The following is a 21,056-nucleotide window of genomic DNA, read 5'->3' as shown; positions in this document are numbered from 1 at the left end:
CTCCACACGCAACCCGGGCCCCCTCGCTACCCCGCGCCCGCCCCCCGGCGCGCCGCCGATGGGATACCCTGACGCCGTGCGCGCGAGGATCAGAGACGCCGACCTTGGCCTCGATCGCATCGTGGTGATGGGCACCTCCTACGGCGGCATCGTGGCCATCGCCTCATCGACCGGTCCAAGCAGATCGTGGCCGACCGCGGCACCGAGCAGGGTGCCTACCCTCGTCATCGCCGGCCGGCACGACTGGATCTGTCCGCCCGCTCTCTCGGAGGAGATCGCGCGCCTCATCCCGGGCGCCGATCTACGGCTCTTCGAGCACAGCAGCCACTCGGTGCGCGCCGACGAGCCGCGGGCGCTGCTCGACGCCATCGCCGGCTTCCTGGTCTACCGGCGGAAGCGCAGGCGGCGGCGCGCCGAGCGCGGGCCTCTTGCGCGCCCGGTCAACCGACCGTCACCTCGTCGCCCACGCGCAAGGTGCCGGACTTCGTCTCGTGGATATAGTTCTGACCGAAGTTCAAGTCGCTGGGTTTCTGCGGATCGCGCCGGTACGTGGCGAGCGTGCGGAGCGGCTCCAGGCCGCGCTCCGCGGTGCGCTGATCGGTCGTGGTGACGGCGCAGCGGACGCATGGGCCGCCGGCGCGGAGCACGAGGTCGCCGATGCGGATGCGGCTCCACCGGTCCTCATCGAAGGCAGCGCAGCCGCTCACGACGAGGCTGGGCCGGAAGCGATCCATCGGCAACGCCGCGGCGCCCCTGCCTTCGAGGCGAGCGTTCAGATCGGCGAGGGTGGCCTCGGAGATCACGAGCAACGGGAACTCGTCGGCGAACGACACGACATCTTCCTTGCGCGCCACCGACGCCTTCAGGACGGGCCGCCGGAACGCCTCGCCGGCGCGGACGAGCCGCGCCGGGTGCTCCAGGAAGTCGCTGAGCCACGCGGCGGCTTCATCGCCGCAGTCCTCGGCCAGGAGGCCGGTGCTGCTCCAGACCTCGACGGTGAGCAGGCGCGCGCCCTGCGCCGGCGGCGCGGCGCGCGGCACGGAGATCGGCGGGCGGCCGGCGGCGCCGAGCGTGAGCGTGCTCTCGGAGAGCTGGGTCTCGATGAGGGCCATGCGCGGCAGCGGGCGCTGCGTGAGGGGTTTGCCCTCGAGGTCGACGACCATGAACCGCCGGTCGCCGGCGAGGCCGAGCTCGTCGACGGCCGCCGCGTCGAGCGCGAGGCCCCGGCAGCCTTTGACGGGATAGATGTGGATGGCGGCGAGTCGCATTCGTGGGTTTATAACACTTCTCTGGTCCGCCGGGGGCTCCGGCGTCTCACGCGGTATCGCAGGCGGACAATCGCGCCGCAGTCGGTGCAGCCGACGGCGAGCCAGAGGTGAACTCCGCCCTGCGGCCCGGCCATCACCGGGAGCGTGGCGCCATCGTCGATGCGCTCGGAGGCGGAAGCGCTGTAAAGGGGTAACCCGCGCCGGCGACCGCGCGTCGGGAAGCGGTCCCCTCCCGCCGCTGCCCTCGCGCTCACGCCACCCCGTCTCCCTCCGGGATCCCGAGCACCTGCCGCAGGTCCATCCCCACGATGATCTCTGCGTTCTGCCGCACCCAGTCGACCAGCACGGGGCCCAGGGCGCGCGCGATCTCTTCCTTGACGAGCCCTTCGACGACGCTGGGCCCGAGGCGCTGCGGGTCGAGCGCGACGCCGCCGCCCGCGGCCAGCGCGCCGAACAGGCGCACGAGCGACTCGACGCCCGCGGCCTGGCCGGCGGCGCCGAGCGGCTCGACCCGCTCGACGGCGATCTCCCCGCCGCGCTTCACGACGAAGCGGCGGAGATCGGCCTGGTCGACCCCGTGCTTGCGGAGCACCGCCGACGAGCAGTCGACCTCGATGCGCTGCACGCGCGGCGCCGTCTCGATCTCCTGCCGGGTCCCCTCGACGTCGACGCTGGCCGCGATGGTCGCGCCGGCCGGGATGCAGAACCCGTCCGAGCCCACCGCGCCCGCGAGCTCCTCGCGCAGCGTCAGCCGCGCGGACACGCGGGCGCCGCGCACGGCGGGGCCGCCGCCGTCGGACTCGAGGTTCAGGAGCACCTGGCGCACCGTCACGACGAGATCGGGGTCGCTCGTCGGATCGTACGGGGGAATGGCCATGGGCGTCGAGGTGACGAGCGCGCGCATGAAGGCGCGGGCCTCGTCCTCGGCCGAGTCCTTCCCGACCCGGACGAGCCCTCCCGTGTAGAAGACGTTGGGCGTCATGGCGCCTGAGCGCAAATCGTACTCGACCTGCTGCAACCCCATGTCGCCGAGCGGCGGCGGCAGGTCGATGACGAGGTAGGGCTCGAAGGCGACGCGCAGGAGCGTCGGCGCGAGCGTCACGCGCAGCGCCGTTGCGCTCGACGTGCCGAGCGTGGCCACCCCGGTGCGCTTCAGGACGGTGCGCGCGGGAAGGTCGAACGACATCGAGACCGACTCGAGATCGAGCCACGGGGGCAGAAAGCGCCAGGCCATTCAGGGAGGGTACACCCATCGCGCCCGTCGACGGGCGGCCTATTGACCTGCCGCCCAGGGCACGCCCATCATGCCTCCCATGAAGCCAGAGGAATTCCTCGACGAGCTCGACCAGAGGGTCGGAGAGCGCCTTGCCCGCATCGGGGCCGCGGCCGGCGCAGCGGAGCCAGGGAGCGGGATCGGCGTCCCGGAGCTGCTCGCGACCGCGCTCAAGAAGGAGCTCGAGGCGACCGAGGAGGCTGCGCTCTGGCTCACCACCGAGACCGACATCGAGGTGAAGCTCGCCCTCGCCCGCCAGTGCGGCGACGAGGCGAGGCACTACCGGCTCATCGCCGAGCGGCTCCGCGCGCTCGGCGTCGATCCGGCGGCGATGCCGGCCAGGTTCGGGCCGCCCACGCCGATGTTCGGGTACCTGAAGGGGCTCGGCTCCACGGTCGAGCGCGTCGCAGCGGGCCAGTTCACGCGGGAGGCGCTGGCCAAGGTGCATAACCAGGCCTTCATCGAGTACTGCGAGGCGCAGGGAGACGCCGAGACGGCGCGCCTCTACCGCGACGTCATCCAGCCCGACGAGGGCCACCACCACGAGATGGGCCGGCGGCTCCTCGAGCGCCTCGCGAACACCGAGGAGGCCCAGGCGCTCGCGCGCGCCGCCGCGATGCGCACGCTCGAGATCGCCGAGGAGCTCCAGGAGATCGCGCGCATCAAGATGGGTATCTGCCGCGCGCCCGGGTGCTAGCCAGCCCGCGACGCGGCGGAGGACGCCGCGTCCACGGCTCGGCATGAACGAGCGACCCGGGCGGGAGCGGCCGTTCGGACCGCGACGGCGTGTGTCTCCAGGCGACGAGCCGCTCGCGAGGCGCGTTCGGGACACCGGCGTCCCGGCGCGTCGGTCGCTGTTCCGAGGCCTATATGCGGGATGGCCCGACGTGCAGAGGCCGCTCAATCCATTCAACCTCTGGATACCAAGGTTGCCTCTTTTGTCGCGAGATACCCCCGCGGCGGAGGGCGGCCCAGTTGACCGAGGGGGATTGTCATGAGCAGGTTTCCGGGGGACAGATCGTTCCGGGAGGTGGCCCGGTTCACCCAGGATTGTGGTTCGATCTGCACCCATGCAAGCCAGTATTGCCTCGAGATGGGAGGCGCTCACGCCGACGCCACGCACGTGCGGCTGCTCCAGGACTGCGCCGACATCTGCGAGGCGGCCTCGAAGCTCCTCCTGCGCAGCTCGCCGCAGCGCGCCCAGATCACGAGCGCGTGCGCGAGCCTCTGTGACCTGTGCGCGGCGAGCTGCGACAAGCTCGCCGGCGACCCCCAGATGAAGGCGTGCGCGGACGAGTGCCGCCGCTGCGCCACCGCTTGCCGGCAAATCTGAAGCGGCGACCCGACCCAGGTTGAGCTGCGACCCGACCCAGGTTGAGCTGCGACCCACCCAGGTTGCGACCCGAACCAGGTTGAGCTGCGACCCACCCAGGTTGAGCTGCGACCCGACCCAGGTTGAGCTGTCGGTAGGCACCCGACCCGGGTTGGGGCATCAGGCACCCGACCCGGGTTGGCGCGACCCACCCGGGTTGACCTGTCGGGAGAACCCACCTGGGTCGGGACAACCGACCTGGGTTGATCTATCGATTGGGCCCGGCTACCGGCACGCACGCTCCTGCTCAATCAAACCGAGCCTACAACAACCAGCCTCCGGCGCCGCGTCGTGAGCGTTCGGCTTGGCACGCTTTCCTACGTCGCCATGCACACCGCACCATGCGCGCGTTGACCGCCCGCTCCGCCATCTTCCGACGGACGTGCCCCACGACGACGCGTCGCCCCCGTCGCCCTCCCTGCCCGCCTCGCCGTGCCACACCCGACGCAGTGACTACACCGTGAACACGACGTCGGTCACGCTGGCGCCGTGAAACGTGCGCATCCACCACGTCCCCGACGGGAATACAGCGCCGCGTACTCCGCCGCGCCACCGTTCGAGCGCCGCGCGGTACGATGCGCGAAACGCACGCACGGCGGCGGCAGCGATTCGCCATGCGTCCCCCTGCTCACGGCCGACCGCAAACGTCGGATTGCGACCGCGCAGCGCCTCGAAGCTCGTGGCGCGTTCGTAAGGGGAGACGTTCCTGGCGCGCTCAGCGCCAAGGACGCGCATCCCTTGCCGCTCCACCTCCTCGCGGGCCCGCGCTTCGTGTCGCTCGAGCTCCGCCGCGACCTCGCATCGAAAGCCGTCGCCGCCGTCCTGCTCGATGGCGGGGGGCAGTGCGAGCGTGAGCGCTACTTCCTCGGGCCACTGGGGATTTTTTGGATCGAGATATGCCGCGGGCCGCAGCGCGCGCAGCACGCCGCAGCCGAGCTCGTCCACATCCACCTTGGCGCCCGGCCACTCACGCGCATGTCGGACCAGGCCAGCGGCCACCGGGTTCGCGAGGACGTAGGCGATCTTCTCCACCACCGCCGCGCGCGTCAGCAGCCGCACCACGCTCGTGGCCTCGTGATCCCACACTGGCCCTTCCCACGTGCGGAGCACCTTCGTTCCAAGCGCGACGATGCGATGGAAGAATTGCAAGAAGCGCGGTAGGACGCCCATCGTATCGGTCACGACGAGGTGCAGGTGCGTTGACATCGCGCAGAGCGCGTGGACTTCGATACCGAAGCGGCGCGTCGAGACTGCGAGGGAGTAGAGCAGGAGCTGGGTGATGGCTGCATCCGGGCGGAAGAGCAGATGCCTGCGCAGTACGCGACGGGTGATGAGGTAGGTAGCGCCTGCAGCAATTTCGCGGGGCTGGCTCATGACCGGCGTACACTGACAAAGGCCGTGCCGGGGGTTGCGGCGAATGATTCCAAGGCTTTACCTCGCCCCATGGGTGGCGCCGCCAGGTGGTCCGCCACCTGGCAGTTCTCTGGGCTCGCCCAACCTGCGGTTGCTCCTCCAACCTGGGCTGCCGCGGCAACCTCCCCAACCCGTCAACCTACCTCCTACCTCCCCTCCTCCTCCCCCCTCCCTCCTCCCCAACCTGGGTCGGGTCACCGGCCCCAACCTGGGTCGGGTCACCGGCCGGGGTCACCGCCAGCGCAACCTGGGTCGGGTCGCCTCCACCTCCGCGGGTCGGGTCGCCTGCGCCTGCGCAACCTGGGTCGGGTCGCCTGCGCCCGCCGGAGGTCTGGCCCCCCTGGCTGCCGCCTCGGAGCGGTTCCCCCGGGCCCCTTCCCGCCGCCTCCGCACGCCCGCAACGACACGATTTTACATGCATTTCTGCGAAGGCTCGCCCCGGTCGCATTTGACAGGGCGAGATGCTTGCACTACGAGCCGACATGGCATTCATCTACGATGAGCCGAGCAGGACCTTTGGCGAGTACCTGCTCGTCCCGAATCTGACGACGAAGGACTGCGTCCCTGCGAACGTCGACCTCACGGCCCCCGTCGTCCGGTTCAAGGCCGACCGGGGCGCGAGCCCGCCGGACCCGAAGCGCGCGCCGCTCACGATCAACGTCCCGATCACCAGCGCGTTGATGCAGTCGGTCTCGGGCGCCGATCTCGCGATCGCGCTCGCGCGCTGCGGCGGCCTGTCGTTCGTGTACGGCTCGCAGGGCATCGAGGAGGAAGCCGCCATGGTGCGGCGCGTGAAGAACTACAAGGCCGGGTTCGTCGTGAGCGACTCGAACCTGCGCCCCGACGCGACGCTGGGCGACGTGCTCGCGCTGACCGATCGCACGGGCCACTCCACGATCGCGATCACCGAGGACGGCACCCCCACGGGCAAGTTCGTCGGCATCATCACGAGCCGCGATTACCGGCTCGGCAAGACGCCGCTCAGCACGCCCGTGCGCGAGATCATGACGCCGTTCAAGTCGATCCACTGCGGCAAGGTCGGCGTCGATCTCCAGGAGGCCAACGAGCTCATCTGGCGCCACAAGCTCAACACCCTGCCCGTCATCGACGAGCGACAGCACCTGCAATACCTGGTGTTTCGCAAGGACTACGAGTCGCACCAGGCGCACCCGCTCGAGAACGTGGACCACGAGAAGCGGCTGATCGTCGGCGCCGGCATCAACTCGCGCGACTACAAGGACCGCGTGCCCGCGCTCGTGGAGGCGGGCGCCGACGTGCTCTGCATCGACTCGTCGGATGGCTATTCGGAGTGGCAACGCGACACCATCGCCTTCGTGAAGTCGCACAGCAAGCCTGCCTATATCGGCGCCGGCAACGTCGTCGATCGCGAGGGCTTCCTCTACCTGGTCGAGGCCGGCGCCGACTTCGTCAAGGTCGGCATCGGCGGCGGCTCGATCTGTATCACCCGCGAGCAGAAGGGGATCGGCCGGGGCCAGGCGTCGGCCGTGATCGAGGTGGCCAAGGCGCGCGACGAGTACTTCCAGCGGACCGGCATCTACGTGCCGATCTGCTCCGACGGCGGCATCAGCCAGGACTACCACATCACGATCGCGCTCGCGATGGGCGCCGACTTCGTGATGATGGGCCGCTACTTCGCGCGCTTCGACGAGGCGCCCGGGCGCAAGGTCCGCGTGAACAACCAGTTCATGAAGGAATACTGGGGCGAGGGGAGCAACCGCGCGCGCAACTGGCAGCGCTACGACCACGGCGACGCCAGCAAGAAGAAGGACCAGCTCGAGTTCGAGGAGGGGGTCGACAGCTACGTTCCGTATGCCGGCAAGCTGAAGGACACCCTCGACGTCACGCTCGCCAAGGTGCGCTCGACGATGTGCAACTGCGGCGCCGTCTCGCTGCGCGACCTGTACATGCGCGCGCGCCTGACCGTCGCCTCCGCGGTCAGCATCCACGAGGGCGGCGTCCACGACGTGACGCTGAAGGACACGCGCAGCAGCCCGCGCGAGGCCTGAGCCTTCCGGAGGCCCCGGCCTCTCCTGCCCCCGCTGCTCGCCCTCGATCCGCTTCGGCGTCCGCGCCAGCGCCGCGCGTCCATCGAGCGCTGCGCCTGCTACGCCCGGAGAAGCGCCCGCGTCCGCTGCTCCGCGCGGCGCCCCTCGGCCGCCAGCCGGTCGATGAAGCGCTCGATGACCGGATTGCGACGGAAGTTTTCACGCGTCATCAGCTCGACGGGCAGCGGCTCCACCTCGGCGACCTCCACGTCCAGCCGCGAGCGCGCAACCTCGGTCAGCGCGAGCGCCGGCGCGAGGCCGATGCCGAGCCCCCCCGACACGTACGACACGAGGAGCGACACGCTCGACACGTCGATCGTCGAGATCGGCCGGATCCGCTCGCGATCCAGGTAGGCGTCGAGCATCCGCCGCCCCACGCTGCCCGGCGCCAGCCGGAGCAGCGGCTCGTGCCGGAGGCGCTCGCGCAGCGCCGGCGCCTTGCCCTTGAGCCGCGGCCCCACCCAGAGAAACGGCTGCACGAACAGCGGCTGCTTCACGAGGTCGCCGCCCGCCGAGGACGCCGACGCGAGCCCCAGGTCCACCTCCCCGCGCTCGACCCACCGCGCCGCGTCGATCGAGTTCGCCGTCGTGATCGCGAACCGCACCGGCGCGCGCTTGTCGAGCATCTGCCGGATGACCGGCACGAGCAGCCCCTTGCCGAGGTAGTCGCTCGCCGCGAGGCGCAGCGTCGTCGACGGCTCCCCCGCCAGCTCCGAGAGCAGCTCGAACACCCCCTCCGCCTGGTCGAACAGCCGCGTGATCGCGCCAAGCGCGGCCTCGCCCGCCGGGCTCAGCCGCACCCCGCGCCCGTCGCGCTCGAACATCGCCACCCCGAAGTGCTCCTCCACCCGGCGCACCTGCTGGCTCACCGCCGACGGCGTCTTGTGCAGCCGCCGCGCCGCCTCGGCGACCGAGCCCGACCGGGCCACCAGCAACACATCCTCGAGCGCGGGGAGGAGCGACGCATCCATGTAGCAATACTTAACTCATCGTGAAAAAAGTTTCATTCGACTTAATTCTCCCCTGCCCGCATAGTCCTCCCGCCTGCCCGACGCCGGATCGCCGGCTCGGGGCGCGGCGGCCGTCTCCGGAGAGGCAGCCGCCGCGGCCCGGCGCCTGCGCCCGGGCCGGCCCGCTTCGCACGCCGTTCCCTTCAGCCGCGTTCAGCCGCATCGCGAGAGGCCATCATGGGTAAGAGTCTCTATGACAAGGTTTGGGACCTCCACAAAGTCCGCACGTTGCCGAGCGGCGAGGACCAGCTCTTCATCGGCCTTCACCTGATCCACGAGGTGACGAGCCCCCAGGCGTTCGGGATGCTCCGCGACCTCGGCCTGCGCGTGCGCATGCCCGAGCGGACGTTCGCGACCCTCGACCACATCGTCCCCACCGACAACCGCAAGCGGCCGTTCAAGGACGCGCTGGCCGAGGGGATGGTCGACGCGCTCAGGAAGGCGTGCACCGAGCAGGGGGTCACCTTCTTCGATCTCGAGTCCGGGCGGCAGGGCATCGTGCACATCATCGGGCCCGAGCTCGGCCTCACCCAGCCTGGCATGACGATCGCGTGCGGCGACTCGCACACCTCGACGCACGGCGCGTTCGGCGCGATCGCGTTCGGGATCGGGACGACGCAGGTGCGCGACGTCCTCGCCACGCAGACGCTGAGCCTCCAGCGGCTCAAGGTCCGGCGGATCCAGGTCGAGGGCAAGCTCGGCCCGGGGGTCTACGCCAAGGACATCATCCTCGAGATCATCCGCCGGCTCGGCGTGTCCGGCGGCACGGGCTACGCGTACGAGTACGGCGGCTCGACCATCGAGGGGTTCTCGATGGAGGAGCGGATGACCCTGTGCAACATGTCGATCGAGGGCGGCGCCCGGGTCGGGTACGTCAACCCGGATCAGACGACGTTCGATTACATCAAGGGCCGTCCGTACGCCCCGAAGGGCGAGGCGTGGGAGGAGGCGCTCGGGTACTGGCGCTCGATCGCGTCGGACGAGGACGCGCGTTACGACGATGTCGTCCGGATCGACGCGAGCGCGATCGCGCCGACGGTCACGTGGGGCATCACGCCGGGCCAGGCGATCTCGGTGAAGGAGAAGGTCCCGGCGGCCGAGGACGCGGCGAACGAGTCCGAGCGGGCGCTGATCCGCGAGGCGCTCGAGTACATGCGCCTCGAGGGCGGCAAGCCGATCGAGGGGACGAAGATCAACGTCGCGTTCATCGGCAGCTGCACGAACGGCCGCCTCTCGGATTTCCGGGAGGTCGCGCGGCGCATCGTGGGGCACAAGGTCGCGGCGCACGTGCGCGCGCTGGCGGTCCCCGGGTCGATGGAGGTGGCGCGCGCGGCCGAGGCCGAGGGGCTGGATCGGGTCTTCCGCGAGGCTGGCTTCGAGTGGCGCGAGCCGGGCTGCTCGATGTGTCTGGCGATGAACCCCGACAAGCTCATCGGCGACGAGCTGTGCGCGTCCTCGTCGAACCGCAACTTCAAGGGCCGGCAGGGGAGCCCCACGGGCCGCACCGTGCTCATGAGCCCGGTGATGGTGGCCGCCGCCGCGGTTCGCGGCGAGATCGCCGATGCTCGTGACGTGTTCGGAATCTGACGACGCTCGCACCCGAGGGAGATCTCCATGGCACTCGACTTGATCCAATCCGTCACCGGCCGCGCCGTTCACGTTCCTGGGGACGACATCGACACGGACCGCATCATCCCGGCGCGCTTCCTCAAGTGCGTCACCTTCGACGGCATCGGCGAGCACCTCTTCCGGGACGTGCGCTTCGACGAGCGCGGCGAGAAGCGGGAGCACCCGCTGAACGACCCGCGCTTCGCGGGCGCCGCGATCCTCATCGCCGACCGCAACTTCGGCTGCGGGTCGTCGCGCGAGCACGCGCCGCAGTCGATCGCCAAGGCCGGCTTCAAGGCGGTCATCGCCGAGAGCTTCGCCGAGATCTTCTTCGGCAACTCGACGACGCTCGGCATCCCTTGCGTCTCGGTGGGCCCCGAGCACCGCGCCGCGCTCGTGGCCCGCGTGAGCGCCGACCCCACGACGCTCGTCACGATCGACCTGCAGGAGCAGGTCGTCCGGGCGGGGGGCGATCTCGCGGTGCCGTTCACCATCAAGCCGGGGGCGCGCGAGTCGCTGCTCCGGGGCACGTGGGACCCGATCGCCCAGCTGCTCGAGGGGGCGGACGAGGTCCAGAAGGTGGCGGCGCGGCTGCCGTACGTGCAGCGCGCCGCGGCGCAGTAGCCCCGCGCACGATCGCCGTTTCGCCGGCCACCTCAACCTGGGTCGTTTCGCCGGCCACCTCAACCTGGGTCGGGCACCTCAACCTGGGTCGGGTCGCCCTTCCCCCTCCTCAACCTGGGTCGGGTCGCCGCCCCCTCAACCTGGGTCGGGTCGCCCTTCCCCCCCTCCTCAACCAGGGTCGGGTCGCCGCCTCAACCTGGGTCGCCCTTCCCCCCCTCCTCAACCAGGGTCGGGTCGCCGCCTCAACCTGGGTCGGGCCGCCACCTCGGGCACCTCATTGGTCGGTCGCCGCGGGCACCTCAACCGGGTCGGGGTCGCCGCCGCCGCCCCGCCGCCCAACCCGGGTCGGGGTCGCCGCCGCCGCCTCAACCCGGGTCGGGTCGCCCCGCCCCGCCTCAACCTGGGTCGGGTCGCCCCGGGTCGCCGGATGGCCCGGCGGCACAGCTGGCGCAACCTGGCACCGAACCAGCTCCCTCCGTCACACTGTGGCCCTCTAGCGCGCTGCGGCGTCGCATCGGGGGAGCCCGCCTCCCTCGAAACCCGCCTCGAAAAGCCCGTCGAAACGCCTCGCGCTCGGCGACGGAGGCATCGTCGAGCGGGCGGACGGGGGTGGCACGCCCAGTGCTTTAGCTCCACGCGAGCTCTCCGAGTGGCGCCGAGAAGCCGCGGAGCAGCAGCGCTCCGCATGCCGCGGCGCAGAGCCATCGTTCCTTGATCGCGTGTCTGTCACTGGCACGCAGGACGGAGTCTTCCCATGCGATTCGCGATCTTCTCCTCTCTTATCACGCGTTCGTCGACCGCTCGCTCCTCGCTCCAGGGGCTCGTCGCGCTCTCCGCGCTCGTGGTGCTCACCGGCGCCAAGGGGCAGGGCTGTGGGTCCCCGGACGAGCCGACGACGCCGCCCGAGCCCGACTGCGGGCAGGGCTTCCACTGGGAGACGGTCTGTTCCCCGTGCGAGATCGGCGAGATGTGCGAGGAGCAGTGTGTGCCCGACAACGTCTGTCCTCCTGGATGGGGTCAGCAGACCTTCTGCAGCGACAACAGCACCACCACCTCCGTGGGCCAGGGCGGCATGGCCGGCGGCGGCGCCATGCCGGTCGATCCGGGCGGGTGCTGGACCGAGTGCGTCCCGCCGCAGCCGTTCTGTCCGCCGGGCACCATCGAGCAGACCGTGTGCGGCGGCGGCGTCACCTCCACGACGACCACCGCCGGCTCCGGCGGCTGGACCGGCACCAGCAGCGGTGTCGGCGGCTCCGGCGGCTGGGCTGGCACCGGCGGCATGATGCCGATGCCTCCCAATGAGTGCTGGACCGAGTGCGTGCCCGTGGAGCCCTACTGTCCGCCGGGCACGCAGGCGCAGACCGTCTGCGGTGGCACCACCACCGCCACCGCCGTCAGCGTCGGCGTCGGGGTCGGCGGCTCCGGCGGCGCTGGCGCCTGGGAGGGCACCGGCGGGGCCGGCGGGGTCGCGGTCCCGCCATACCCCGGTTGCTGGACCGAGTGCGTGCCCGTGGAGCCCTACTGCCCGCCGGGCACGCAGGCGCAGACCGTCTGCGGTGGCACCACCACCGCCACCGCCAGCAGCAGCGTCGGCGTCGGCGGCTCCGACGGCGGGGCCAACCTGGTCGCCCCCCCCTACCCCGGCGATTGCTGGACCGAGTGCGTGCCCGTGGAGCCCTACTGCCCGCCGGGCACGCAGGCGCAGACCGCCTGCGATGGCGGCCCCGATGTCGACGTCAGCACCAGCGTCGGCGCTGGCGGCTTCGGCGGTGCCGGCGGCAGCGGCAGCGGCACCGGCAGCAGCACCGGCAGCGGCTGGGGCGGCTGCTGGACCGAGTGCGTGCCCGTGGAGCCCTACTGCCCGCCGGACACCATCCCGCAGACCGTCTGCAGCGGCAGCGCCGTCTCTGTCGGCAGCACCGGCACCGGCACCGGCACCGGCGGCGGCGGCATCGGCGGCAGCACCGGCACCGGCGGCTGCTGGACCGAGTGCGTGCCCGTGGAGCCTTACTGCCCGCCGGGCACGCAGGCGCAGCAGGTCTGCTACGACGGCATGCCCGAGCCCAGCGAAAGCGTCGGCACGGGTTACGGCACCACCAGCGGCGGCGGCAGCGGCGGCTGCTACTTCGAGTGCATGCCCGTGGAGCCCTACTGCCCGCCGGGCAGCATCGAGCAGCAGGTCTGCTCCGGCGCGGGCAGCACCGGCTCCGGCATGGACGACGCCGCGTACCCCAGCGAGTGCTGGACCGAGTGCGTGGAGGGCTCCGTCTGCCCCCCCGAATCGATCGAGCGGACCATCTGCGAGCAGCCGGCCGGCGGCGGCTCAACCCCGGTCTGCCGGACCGAGTGCGTCCTGATGCTCCCGTGACGCGACGAGCGCGGGCGATCCCCCCGGCCACGGGAGGCGTCTGCAACGCGACCGCATCGCCCGCGCCCTGAAGCCTCACCGCTCTGATTGAAGAAAAGCGCCAGAAGCGCCCGGGAATTCCAATCCCGTGGCGCTTCTGGCGCATCAGCGGTTCGCGGGGGAACCGCGGCGGCCCTTGCGCGGCCGAGCCCTCCTGGAAAGACGCTGGCCGGTACGATTTCGCGAAGGGCGACCGGGGCCAGCCGCATCCAGAGAGGCAGGAGACGGTTCCATGAACCTGGCCCACCCAGAAGCGCCCCTCTGCCCGGCCATCCGACGGCCCCTGGCCCTGCTGCTCCTCTCGTGCGCGGCGCTCCCGCTCGCAGGGTGCTCCCTCCAGACCGCCTCCATCGGCCGTCGAAACGAAGACGCCTCGCACATCGGGACGCCCGATCCCCCCGACGAGATCGTCGACAGCGACACGCCGGGCGCCGGCGGAGGTTCTTCCTCCGAAGGCGGCGGCGGCAGCGTCGATGACGACCCGCTCATCGGCGGCGGCGCCGGCGGCAGCGCTCCTGGCAAACCTCGTCCCGCGCCCCCCGACACGAGCCTCTGCACGGCGAGCTTCCCCATGACCGTGCGCGACTTCTCCGAGAAGCACCCGGATTTCGGGCCCTCTCAGACCACCGGGGGGAAGAGCTTCAAGCCCGATACAGAGCTCCGGAACGGCAAGCCTGTCGTCGGGACCCCACCCGCGAACGGCGCCGGCGGCGACGACGACGACGACAGCTTCAACGAATGGTTCCACGACGACCCGGTCGTCAACAAGACGTTCGACCAGCTCATCCACCTCGAGCTCCGGAGCGGCCGTGGCCAGCTGGGCGGCAGGAGCTTCTATTCCCTCGACGGCCGTGGCTTCGGCAACGAGGGCTACGCGCACAACTTCGGCTTCACCGTCGAGTTCGAGGTGCCGTTCATCTACGAGCGCGGGAGCTCTTTCTCCTTCGAATCGAGCGACGACGTCTGGATATCCATCGACGACACGATCGTGGCCGACCACGCCGTGAGCGACGGGGTGAACGGGAGGATCGTCCGTCTGGACGCGTGGGCCCAGGCGCTCCACCTGGTGCCCGGGTCGTCCCACAAGCTCAAGGTCTTCTACGCCGAGCGGAACTTCGACGACTCGGTCTTCCTCCTGGAGACGGCGCTCCGCGTCGATTGCGTCGAATCCATCGATTGAGCCGCCCGCGGGGCGCTCTGCTCGTCGGATACATTGCCCGCCCGATCACGGGATATTTCTTGGTCATCGCCAACCTCTCCGCGAGCTGACTCATCGCTCCTGGTCAGTCATCAGCGAGGAGTTGCGAAGCTGCGTGCCAACCCTGCACATTTCCGTGACAGGAGATTGTTCCAGGCTGCTATCCCCTCGATGCTCGCGGTCCGGCGCCCGCCCATTGACGCGGCGCTCCGGAGGAGCCCCATACAGCCTTGTGCGTTTCGGCATCGAGACGGCCCGCGGGCCGGTCGATCGGCGTTGACATCGGCCATGTGAGCGTTCACATTGCGCCCGAGGGGCATCTCTTCGTCTCGCTTTGTTCGGGTCGTGATCCGCATCGAGACCTTCGTCGATCGATAGGCTATAGGACGATCCGAGCAGGCGCCCTCGGCCGGCCGCCCTGCGGCTTCGGCTCCGTCTCCCGCGGTAGATGTTGAATTCGCTCCCGGAGTTCGTCCGGCAACAGCAGCTTGCCCGCGCCGTATTCTGTCGCCCCTCCGCTTCTTCTCTCGAGCGAGCGGTCTCGGCGAGCTGCTGTTAGGTGCTCTTGCCCTTCGCCAGCGGTGCGAAGCGTGGGCTGAAACGGCTCCCTGCCAAACCGCATGGAGACAGTCAGCGCTTTACAGCTGGCGCATGCTGTTGATTTTACCGACGACTATTGTGGATTCGGTAGCTCGCGAGGAGTCATGCGAAAGCTGCAATCGATCAATCATTATCTATACGCGGCGCTGGTCGGTCTCTTGCCGCTCGGCGGCGCATGCTCGGGCGGGTCCGACCCCGGTCCGGGTGCCGGCGGCACGACGACCAGCGCCGCTGGCACGACCGGGATGGGTGGCGGTGCGTCCAGCACGACCGGGATCGGCGGCGCCGGCGGCGGCGGCTCCGGCGGCGAGGGCGGCGGCGACCAGCTCGAATGCCCGCCTGCGCCTCCAGAGACTGGGCTCTATACTGCCGACGCCAACGGCATCACCTTCAACCTGGAGACCGGCCTACTGAGACTGGAAGTCTGCAACGAAAGCATAATCAGAGTCCAGTACGCCACGGCTCCTTCACTCCCCGACAAGACCTCTCTGTCTATCAATATGAAGTGGGGCACACCGAGCTTTTGCATCGCAGCGAGCTCGGGGACCGTGACCATTACCACATCACGCTTGAAGGCGAATGTCGACACGACCAACGGCCTGGTCACCTATACCGACTTGAACGACAGCGTCATCCTGGCGGAAGACAGCAAGACCTTGACACCCGCAACCGTCGAGGGTGTCAGCACGAATCGCGTCGATACCGCCTTCAACTCACCCGCCAGCGAAGCGTTGTTCGGCCTTGGCCAGCACCAGGACAACGTGATGAATCGCAAAGGAACGACTCGACGTATCATCAACGCCAACACGGAGATCAACGTTCCGGTGCTGGTGTCCAACAGGGGTTACGGAATCTTCTGGGACAACTATTCCGCCTCGACCTTCGACGGGACCAGGTCCAACAACACCAGGTACAGCTATTCGTCCGAAGCCGGCGAGATGGTGGACTACTACTTCTTCTATGGTCCAAGCATCGACCAGGTCGTAGCCCGATACCGCACCGCGACCGGCGCAGCCCCGTTGTTCCCGAAGTGGGCTTACGGTCTCTTCCAGTCGAAGGACAAGTACGGTAGCCAGGCTGAGCTGCTAAGGATCAAGGACGGCTACCGCAACAACAACATTCCGGTCGACTGCATCGTTCAAGACTGGGATTACTGGAATCCGTACGCGTGGGGCTCCCACTTCATGGAGCAAAGCCGCTATCCAGATCCAGCAGCTCTCATCTCCGAGATGCACAAATCCAATGTTCATACGATGATATCGATCTGGCCGTTGTATGAACGCGTGAACACGGAGATGAAGGCGGGAGAGATGGCCAACTTCAATGCGCTCGACGACATTGGAGCGCTGTTCGCCAGCGGCGGCACACACCATTTCTATGACACATTCAACCCCGACGCCAGAGCTCTGGTGTACCAGCAGATCCATGATCGCCTGCTGGGGCCGCATGGCTGGGACGGCATCTGGGCCGATAACACCGAGCCTCAGGGCTATCCGGACCCCGTCGATGTGCGGGCGGCTGATACCGAGCTCGGCAAGGGGGCGCTGTACGTGAACGCTTATCCCCTGGGACACGCCCAGGGGTTGTACGAGCATTGGCGTGCCACCGGTCCGAAGCAGAAGCGAGTCTACGTCCTCAGCCGCAGCGCCTTCGCCGGCCAGCAGCGATATGCCACGACGTGCTGGTCGGGAGACATTGACAGTAATTTTCAAACCTACGCCAGGCAGATCCCTGCGGGGCTCAATTTCTCGATCGCGGGGATGCCCTATTGGACCACTGACATAGGCGGGTACTGGGGCCACAACGTGGACTGGACCACCAGCGCGAACAATGAGCTCTTTACCCGCTGGTTTCAGTATGGCGCCTTCAACCCGATTTTCCGGATACATGGCGGCGGCACAAGGGAACTGTACAGCAACAGCTGGAGCGCTGCCACCAAGGCCAATCTCCTCAAGATCGACAACCTGCGCTATCGGTTGATGCCTTACATCTACTCATTGGCATGGAAGGTGACCAGCGAAGGCTACACCATGATGCGGCACCTGGTCTTCGACTATCCCAATGATGAAAATGTATTCGGCATCAAGGATCAGTTCCTGTTCGGCCCTGCCTTCCTGGTCAATCCAGTGACCACCGCGGGCGCTACAAGCCGCTCCGTTTATCTCCCCGCGGGTACCTGGTACGATTTCTGGACAGGCGCGACGACAGACGGCGGGCGTACGGTCTCGGCTCCCGCGCCGCTGAGCGAGATGCCGCTCTACGTCAAAGCGGGCTCAATTGTTCCCATGGGTCCCAGCATCCAGTATGCAACGCAGAGCATCGACCCGCTGGAGATCCGGATCTACACAGGCCAAGACGGGTCCTTCACTATTTATGAGGACGAGGGCGACACCTATAACTATGAGGAAGGGCAACACTCGACAATCCCACTCACATGGAACGACTCTGCCAAGGCGTTGACCATCGGCGCAAGGCAGGGAAGCTATCCCGGAATGCCGGCCAGCAGGACGTTCAGGGTCGTGTTGGTAGGCTCCAATCATGGCGCCGGCGTCGACGTCACTGCTGCTCCAGATCAAATGGTCACGTACAGCGGCTCAGAGGTGGTTGTAACCGCAAACTGAGCAACAGCTGTTGACGCTCAGGCTGATGGATGGGGCGGCCGCTCGACGGCCGCCGCCGCCCTGAGCAACACCGCTCCGACGGAAGAAGAGACGCGCCGGAGGCGCCAGGGGAATTTCAGTCCACGGCGCCTCCGGCGTGTCCGTACCTGAACCCGAAGGCCCACGCCGGGAACACCGTGGCCGCGAGGCCCGCGCCGAGCCCGTACAGGATCTCGTCGAGCGGGACGCCGAGGAGCGCCTTGCCCGGGAGCAGCGCGCTGGGCCGCCACGTGCGCTCGAACACGCCGGGCACGAGCGCCGCGAAGACGAGGCACAGGCCGAGATAGACGGTCGCCGACAGGAGCGCTCCGAGCAGGCTCGGCACGATCAGGTCGCGGCGCGTCGCGAGCAGCGCCGCGGTGACCGCGCCCATGGCCGCCACCGAGGCATAGAGGACCGGCACCCCGGCCGCGAGCAGCGCCCCGGCCGCCGCGAGCGCGAGCGCGATCCCCGCCGCCGCCCGCAGCCACGGTCGCGCGCCCGGCGCGGCGCAGGGCACCGGCGCGCGGCGGAACACCACGGCATACGCGGTGGACGAGAAGGCGCTGAGCCCGGCGACGAACAGCACGTCCTCGATGCCGAACCCTATCCGATCGGCCAGGTCGAACAGGAACTTGGGCGTCCAGTAGCTCGGGTAGAACAGCCGCTCGGCCGCCACGAACGGCAGCGAGGCCAGCGCCATCCGCTTCATCAGCGAGCGCAGATCCGGGCGCGCCAGCCAGATGACGCCCCCGGGCAGGAGAAAGAGGAGCGAGAGCAGCAGGAACTCGTGGGTCACCGCCCCGCCCTCCTCAGCGCGCGGCGAGGGCGAGGGCGGTGAAGGCGACAAGCGACAGCGTCGCCGTCCCCGCGGCCGCGACCCGGACGAGGAGCAGGCGCGAGCCCGGCGGCGCCGGGCGGGCCAGCAGCACGACGAGCGCCGCCGCCGCCGGCACGAGCAGGCCCGGCCCCGGGCGCAGGCCCACCGCGCCCAGGCCGATCGGCGCGAGCAGGAGCGAGAGCCCGTTCAGGAGCGCCACGCACAGCGCGGCCCGCTCTCCGCCCACGCGCACGGGCAGCGTCCGCTTGTCGCTCTCGCGATCCGAGGGCTCGTCCGGGAGCGCGGTGGCGATCGCGCAGCCGAGGTGGCTCGGCAGCAGGAAGGCGAGCAGCGCGAACGGGAAGCGCGCGAGATCGCCCCCCTGCGCAAGGTAGCCGTAGAGCGGCAGGACCGCGCCGACCCCGACCATCTGGAGCAGCTCCCCGCCGCCGCGGTACGAGAGCCGGAGCGGCGGGTAGCTGTAGGCCCAGAGGAGCAGGAGCGCCGCGAGCGCGAGGAGCACGAGGAGCGGCGCACCCACCGCCGCCGCGAGCGCCGCCGAGACGGCCACGAGCGCCGCGGCGCAGGCGGCGGCCGCGGCGCCGAGCGCGCGGGGCGAGAGGCGCCGCTCGACAAGCACGCGCGAGCCGCCCGAGAAGGGGGTGGCGGTCCGGTTGCGGCGGTCGGTCTCCTGGTCGGCGACGTCGTTCGCGTAGACGATGAAGAGCTGGTCGAGGAGGCCGAAGAGCTGGACCGCCGCGAGCGTCCCGAGGTCGAGCGGGCGGCCGGCCGCCCGCGCGCCGAGCAGCTGCCCGAGCAGCAGCGGGAGCGCGAGGGTCGGCTGCGACGAGAGCCGCGACGCCGCGAGCCAGGCCCGGAGCGCCCCCGGCCGGCCGATCCTCGCGCTCCTCGCGCTCATCGCCCGCTGCCCCGCGACAGGCCGAGGCGCTCGGCCAGCTTGGCGCGCAGATCGGTGAACGGGAGGTCCCATCGGCGCTCGCCGTCGAGGCGCCACGCCTTGAGCGGGATGAGGTCGACCTGGGCGAGCAGGTAGTGGAGCTGCGACTCCTCGGGCGGCTCGCGGAGGAAGGTGAACGGGTTGCGGTACTCCCGGCCGTTCAGCTGGGAGTACTTGCGATCGTTGCTGGCCACGAGCTCGACGAGCGCCTTCTGCCGGCCGTCGAGGTAGTCGAGGAACGCGAGATCGAACGGCCCGACGCCCGCGCGCTCGTCCGGCTTGCGCATCACCCAGCGGGCCCAGTCGTAGCCGTAGAGGAAGTCGTGCGCGTAGCGGAAGCGCAGCTTCGACTGGTTGCCGAAGCCCACGCAGAGCGACACCACGCGGCGGGCGAAGTCGCCGATCGCGGGGGCGCTCCCGGCCTGCCACAGGCAGCACGCCAGGTAGTCGAGGTCCCAGAAGATGTTGTCGGGGAAGTTGTCGGCGACCGCGCGAATCACCTCGGCGAGCCCGCGGGCGAAGGCCTGCGCGCGCTCGGTGTCCTCGCTGCCGCCCAGGACCTGCTCGACGAGCGCGACGGGCGTGGGCGCGCACGTCCGGCCCGGCGCGACCGAGGCCCGCGCGCCGAGGAGCGGCGTGAGCCGCGCGAGCTCGTCGCGCGCCTCGGCGGGGATCGCGGGAACGGCCGGGGCGCCGGTCACCTCGTCCCCCCGCCGGCGACGAGCCCGGCGGCGAGCACGGCCGCCGACAGGGCGGCCGTCCCCCACCAGATCGCGCGGTGCAGCTCGAGCTTGTAGGCCGCCTGCGCGGCGAAGGCGTTCGTCACCGCCTCCGGGCTCTTCTCGACGAGCCGCTCCCTGAACCAGAGCGCGACGGCCGCCGCCGGCGCGACCGACCAGGTCGGCGGGGCGCCCCCGGCGACGAGAGGCGCCCCGAGCCAGAGGAGCGGGCCGAGGCCGGCGAGGGCCTCCGTGACCCGGCGCGAGATCGCGTTGCCGAGCAGCGCGGTCACGGTGCGCTTGCCGCCGGCGCGGTCGCTCTGCTCGTCGGACAGCCCGCTGGCCAGGGCGCTCGCCAGCGCGAGCGCGAGCAGGCCCGGCAGGAGCGCCACGAGCCACGCCGGCGCCCACGCGCCGCACTGCGCATACGCGTGCAGCAGCGGCAGCACCCCGCCGACGCCGATCATCTCGAGGAGCTCGCCGCCGCCCCGGTAATTGAGCCGGAGCGGCGGCAACGTGTACGCGGCGAAGACGAGCAGGCCGACCGCGGCCAGGGGGAGCAGCAGCGGGCGATCGAGCGCGATGCCGGCGCCCACGGCGACGATCAGCGCGGCGGCGCCGGCCCCGAGGCCAGCGAGGAGGAGCGCACGGGCCGGAAGGATGCCGTCCGGGATGGTCTTCGGCGAGCAGCCGTCCGGGAACATGCGCCGCTTGAGGGCGTCGACCTCGCGATCACCCCAGTCGTTCAGGAGCACGACGAAGGCGACATCCGCGATCATCCACAGCGCGCCGAAGGCGAGCGCGCCCGCGGACACCCGGCCGGCGACGGCCGCGCCCACGGCCTGCCCGCACACGGCCGGGACGAGCACCTTGGGCCAGCTCGCGGGCTTGAGCGCGTACCACCACCGCGCTCCAGGGCTCATCGACTCGACGCGCATGGATCAGGTCTTCCTGCTGCTAGTACAGCGTGCCGGAGATCTGGCCAGGGATCCCGAGGAAGAATTTCAACGCAAAGGCGCAAAGACGCAAAGGCGCAAACCTGAGATTTTTCAGTATTTTTACGCCCTGCGTCCCGGCGCTC

Annotated in this window: 16 protein-coding genes and 1 pseudogene; 9 read left to right on the top strand and 8 right to left on the bottom strand. The window is 69.9% G+C overall.

From position 1 onward, the window contains the following. Nucleotides 1–211 precede the first annotated feature (211 nt). A pseudogene (locus tag WME75_RS00520) lies at nucleotides 212–394 on the top strand (alpha/beta fold hydrolase); the annotation flags it as partial. 46 nt (nucleotides 395–440) lie between these two features. Here WME75_RS00520 and WME75_RS00515 read toward each other — a convergent pair. Then, complete coding sequence (locus WME75_RS00515; RefSeq protein WP_437485302.1) at nucleotides 441–1,268, bottom strand: MOSC domain-containing protein; 828 nt, start codon at nucleotides 1,266–1,268, stop codon at nucleotides 441–443. A 250-nt stretch (nucleotides 1,269–1,518) separates the two neighbouring features. Then, nucleotides 1,519–2,502 (bottom strand): hypothetical protein, encoded by a 984-nt coding sequence (locus tag WME75_RS00510; RefSeq protein WP_437485300.1) that lies wholly within the window; start codon nucleotides 2,500–2,502, stop codon nucleotides 1,519–1,521. Nucleotides 2,503–2,581: 79 nt separating this feature from the next. On the opposite strand from WME75_RS00510, the gene WME75_RS00505 reads away from it, so the two are divergent. After that, nucleotides 2,582–3,238 (top strand): ferritin-like domain-containing protein, encoded by a 657-nt coding sequence (locus WME75_RS00505; RefSeq protein ID WP_437485298.1) that lies wholly within the window; start codon nucleotides 2,582–2,584, stop codon nucleotides 3,236–3,238. Between the two features lie 297 nt (nucleotides 3,239–3,535). Further along, nucleotides 3,536–3,874, top strand: a complete 339-nt coding sequence (locus tag WME75_RS00500; RefSeq protein WP_437485296.1) for a four-helix bundle copper-binding protein — start codon at nucleotides 3,536–3,538, stop codon at nucleotides 3,872–3,874. Nucleotides 3,875–4,366: 492 nt separating this feature from the next. On the opposite strand, the gene WME75_RS00495 is transcribed toward WME75_RS00500, so the two are convergent. Next, the gene (locus WME75_RS00495; RefSeq protein ID WP_437485294.1) at nucleotides 4,367–5,287 is read right to left on the bottom strand and encodes a transposase; all 921 of its coding nucleotides are present in this window, start codon (nucleotides 5,285–5,287) and stop codon (nucleotides 4,367–4,369) included. Nucleotides 5,288–5,808: 521 nt separating this feature from the next. Between WME75_RS00495 and WME75_RS00490 the strand changes: the two genes are divergently transcribed. Next, nucleotides 5,809–7,353: an IMP dehydrogenase gene (locus WME75_RS00490; RefSeq protein WP_437485292.1), complete on the top strand. Its 1,545-nt coding sequence runs from the start codon at nucleotides 5,809–5,811 to the stop codon at nucleotides 7,351–7,353. 98 nt (nucleotides 7,354–7,451) lie between these two features. On the opposite strand, the gene WME75_RS00485 is transcribed toward WME75_RS00490, so the two are convergent. Continuing rightward, entirely contained in the window at nucleotides 7,452–8,363 is a 912-nt protein-coding gene (locus tag WME75_RS00485) for a LysR family transcriptional regulator (RefSeq protein WP_437485290.1), read from the bottom strand. A 216-nt stretch (nucleotides 8,364–8,579) separates the two neighbouring features. On the opposite strand from WME75_RS00485, the gene leuC reads away from it, so the two are divergent. The 5 genes from leuC to WME75_RS00460 all read left to right on the top strand — a co-directional run bounded on the left by leuC (nucleotide 8,580) and on the right by WME75_RS00460 (nucleotide 17,460). Further along, on the top strand, nucleotides 8,580–9,989 hold the full coding sequence (gene leuC / locus WME75_RS00480) for a 3-isopropylmalate dehydratase large subunit (protein WP_437485289.1): 1,410 nt from the start codon (nucleotides 8,580–8,582) through the stop codon (nucleotides 9,987–9,989). 27 nt (nucleotides 9,990–10,016) lie between these two features. Then, on the top strand, nucleotides 10,017–10,634 hold the full coding sequence (gene leuD, locus WME75_RS00475) for a 3-isopropylmalate dehydratase small subunit (protein WP_437485287.1): 618 nt from the start codon (nucleotides 10,017–10,019) through the stop codon (nucleotides 10,632–10,634). A 754-nt stretch (nucleotides 10,635–11,388) separates the two neighbouring features. After that, nucleotides 11,389–13,002: a hypothetical protein gene (locus tag WME75_RS00470; protein WP_437485285.1), complete on the top strand. Its 1,614-nt coding sequence runs from the start codon at nucleotides 11,389–11,391 to the stop codon at nucleotides 13,000–13,002. A 271-nt stretch (nucleotides 13,003–13,273) separates the two neighbouring features. Then, the gene (locus WME75_RS00465) at nucleotides 13,274–14,221 is read left to right on the top strand and encodes a fibro-slime domain-containing protein (RefSeq protein WP_437485283.1); all 948 of its coding nucleotides are present in this window, start codon (nucleotides 13,274–13,276) and stop codon (nucleotides 14,219–14,221) included. A gap of 722 nt (nucleotides 14,222–14,943) precedes the next feature. Beyond that, nucleotides 14,944–17,460, top strand: coding sequence for a glycoside hydrolase family 31 protein (locus tag WME75_RS00460; RefSeq protein WP_437485281.1), 2,517 nt, complete (start codon nucleotides 14,944–14,946; stop codon nucleotides 17,458–17,460). Between the two features lie 115 nt (nucleotides 17,461–17,575). On the opposite strand, the gene WME75_RS00455 is transcribed toward WME75_RS00460, so the two are convergent. The 4 genes from WME75_RS00455 to WME75_RS00440 are packed head-to-tail and all read right to left on the bottom strand — an operon-like array spanning nucleotide 17,576 to nucleotide 20,913. Next, entirely contained in the window at nucleotides 17,576–18,277 is a 702-nt protein-coding gene (locus tag WME75_RS00455) for a lycopene cyclase domain-containing protein (RefSeq protein WP_437485279.1), read from the bottom strand. Between the two features lie 13 nt (nucleotides 18,278–18,290). After that, on the bottom strand, nucleotides 18,291–19,217 hold the full coding sequence (locus WME75_RS00450) for a prenyltransferase (RefSeq protein ID WP_437485277.1): 927 nt from the start codon (nucleotides 19,215–19,217) through the stop codon (nucleotides 18,291–18,293). Continuing rightward, on the bottom strand, nucleotides 19,214–19,957 hold the full coding sequence (locus tag WME75_RS00445; protein ID WP_437485275.1) for a ferrochelatase: 744 nt from the start codon (nucleotides 19,955–19,957) through the stop codon (nucleotides 19,214–19,216). Before WME75_RS00445 ends, WME75_RS00450 begins: the two co-directional genes overlap by 4 nt. Further along, entirely contained in the window at nucleotides 19,954–20,913 is a 960-nt protein-coding gene (locus tag WME75_RS00440; RefSeq protein WP_437485273.1) for a prenyltransferase, read from the bottom strand. The genes WME75_RS00445 and WME75_RS00440 overlap by 4 nt, the downstream gene beginning before the upstream one ends. Nucleotides 20,914–21,056: the final 143 nt, after the last annotated feature.

Source organism: Sorangium sp. So ce1014 (assembly GCF_051521505.1).
In the GTDB taxonomy this organism is placed as follows: domain Bacteria; phylum Myxococcota_A; class Polyangia; order Polyangiales; family Polyangiaceae; genus Sorangium.
This window is presented reverse-complemented; position numbering and strand designations above follow the sequence as displayed.

Coding starts and splice junctions, on each gene's coding strand:
- WME75_RS00515 (WP_437485302.1), bottom strand. CDS start 1,268: ATGCGACTCGCCGCCATCCACATCTATCCCGTCAAAGGCTGCCGGGGC.
- WME75_RS00510 (WP_437485300.1), bottom strand. CDS start 2,502: ATGGCCTGGCGCTTTCTGCCCCCGTGGCTCGATCTCGAGTCGGTCTCG.
- WME75_RS00505 (WP_437485298.1), top strand. CDS start 2,582: ATGAAGCCAGAGGAATTCCTCGACGAGCTCGACCAGAGGGTCGGAGAG.
- WME75_RS00500 (WP_437485296.1), top strand. CDS start 3,536: ATGAGCAGGTTTCCGGGGGACAGATCGTTCCGGGAGGTGGCCCGGTTC.
- WME75_RS00495 (WP_437485294.1), bottom strand. CDS start 5,287: ATGAGCCAGCCCCGCGAAATTGCTGCAGGCGCTACCTACCTCATCACC.
- WME75_RS00490 (WP_437485292.1), top strand. CDS start 5,809: ATGGCATTCATCTACGATGAGCCGAGCAGGACCTTTGGCGAGTACCTG.
- WME75_RS00485 (WP_437485290.1), bottom strand. CDS start 8,363: ATGGATGCGTCGCTCCTCCCCGCGCTCGAGGATGTGTTGCTGGTGGCC.
- leuC (WP_437485289.1), top strand. CDS start 8,580: ATGGGTAAGAGTCTCTATGACAAGGTTTGGGACCTCCACAAAGTCCGC.
- leuD (WP_437485287.1), top strand. CDS start 10,017: ATGGCACTCGACTTGATCCAATCCGTCACCGGCCGCGCCGTTCACGTT.
- WME75_RS00470 (WP_437485285.1), top strand. CDS start 11,389: ATGCGATTCGCGATCTTCTCCTCTCTTATCACGCGTTCGTCGACCGCT.
- WME75_RS00465 (WP_437485283.1), top strand. CDS start 13,274: ATGAACCTGGCCCACCCAGAAGCGCCCCTCTGCCCGGCCATCCGACGG.
- WME75_RS00460 (WP_437485281.1), top strand. CDS start 14,944: ATGCGAAAGCTGCAATCGATCAATCATTATCTATACGCGGCGCTGGTC.
- WME75_RS00450 (WP_437485277.1), bottom strand. CDS start 19,217: ATGAGCGCGAGGAGCGCGAGGATCGGCCGGCCGGGGGCGCTCCGGGCC.
- WME75_RS00440 (WP_437485273.1), bottom strand. CDS start 20,913: ATGCGCGTCGAGTCGATGAGCCCTGGAGCGCGGTGGTGGTACGCGCTC.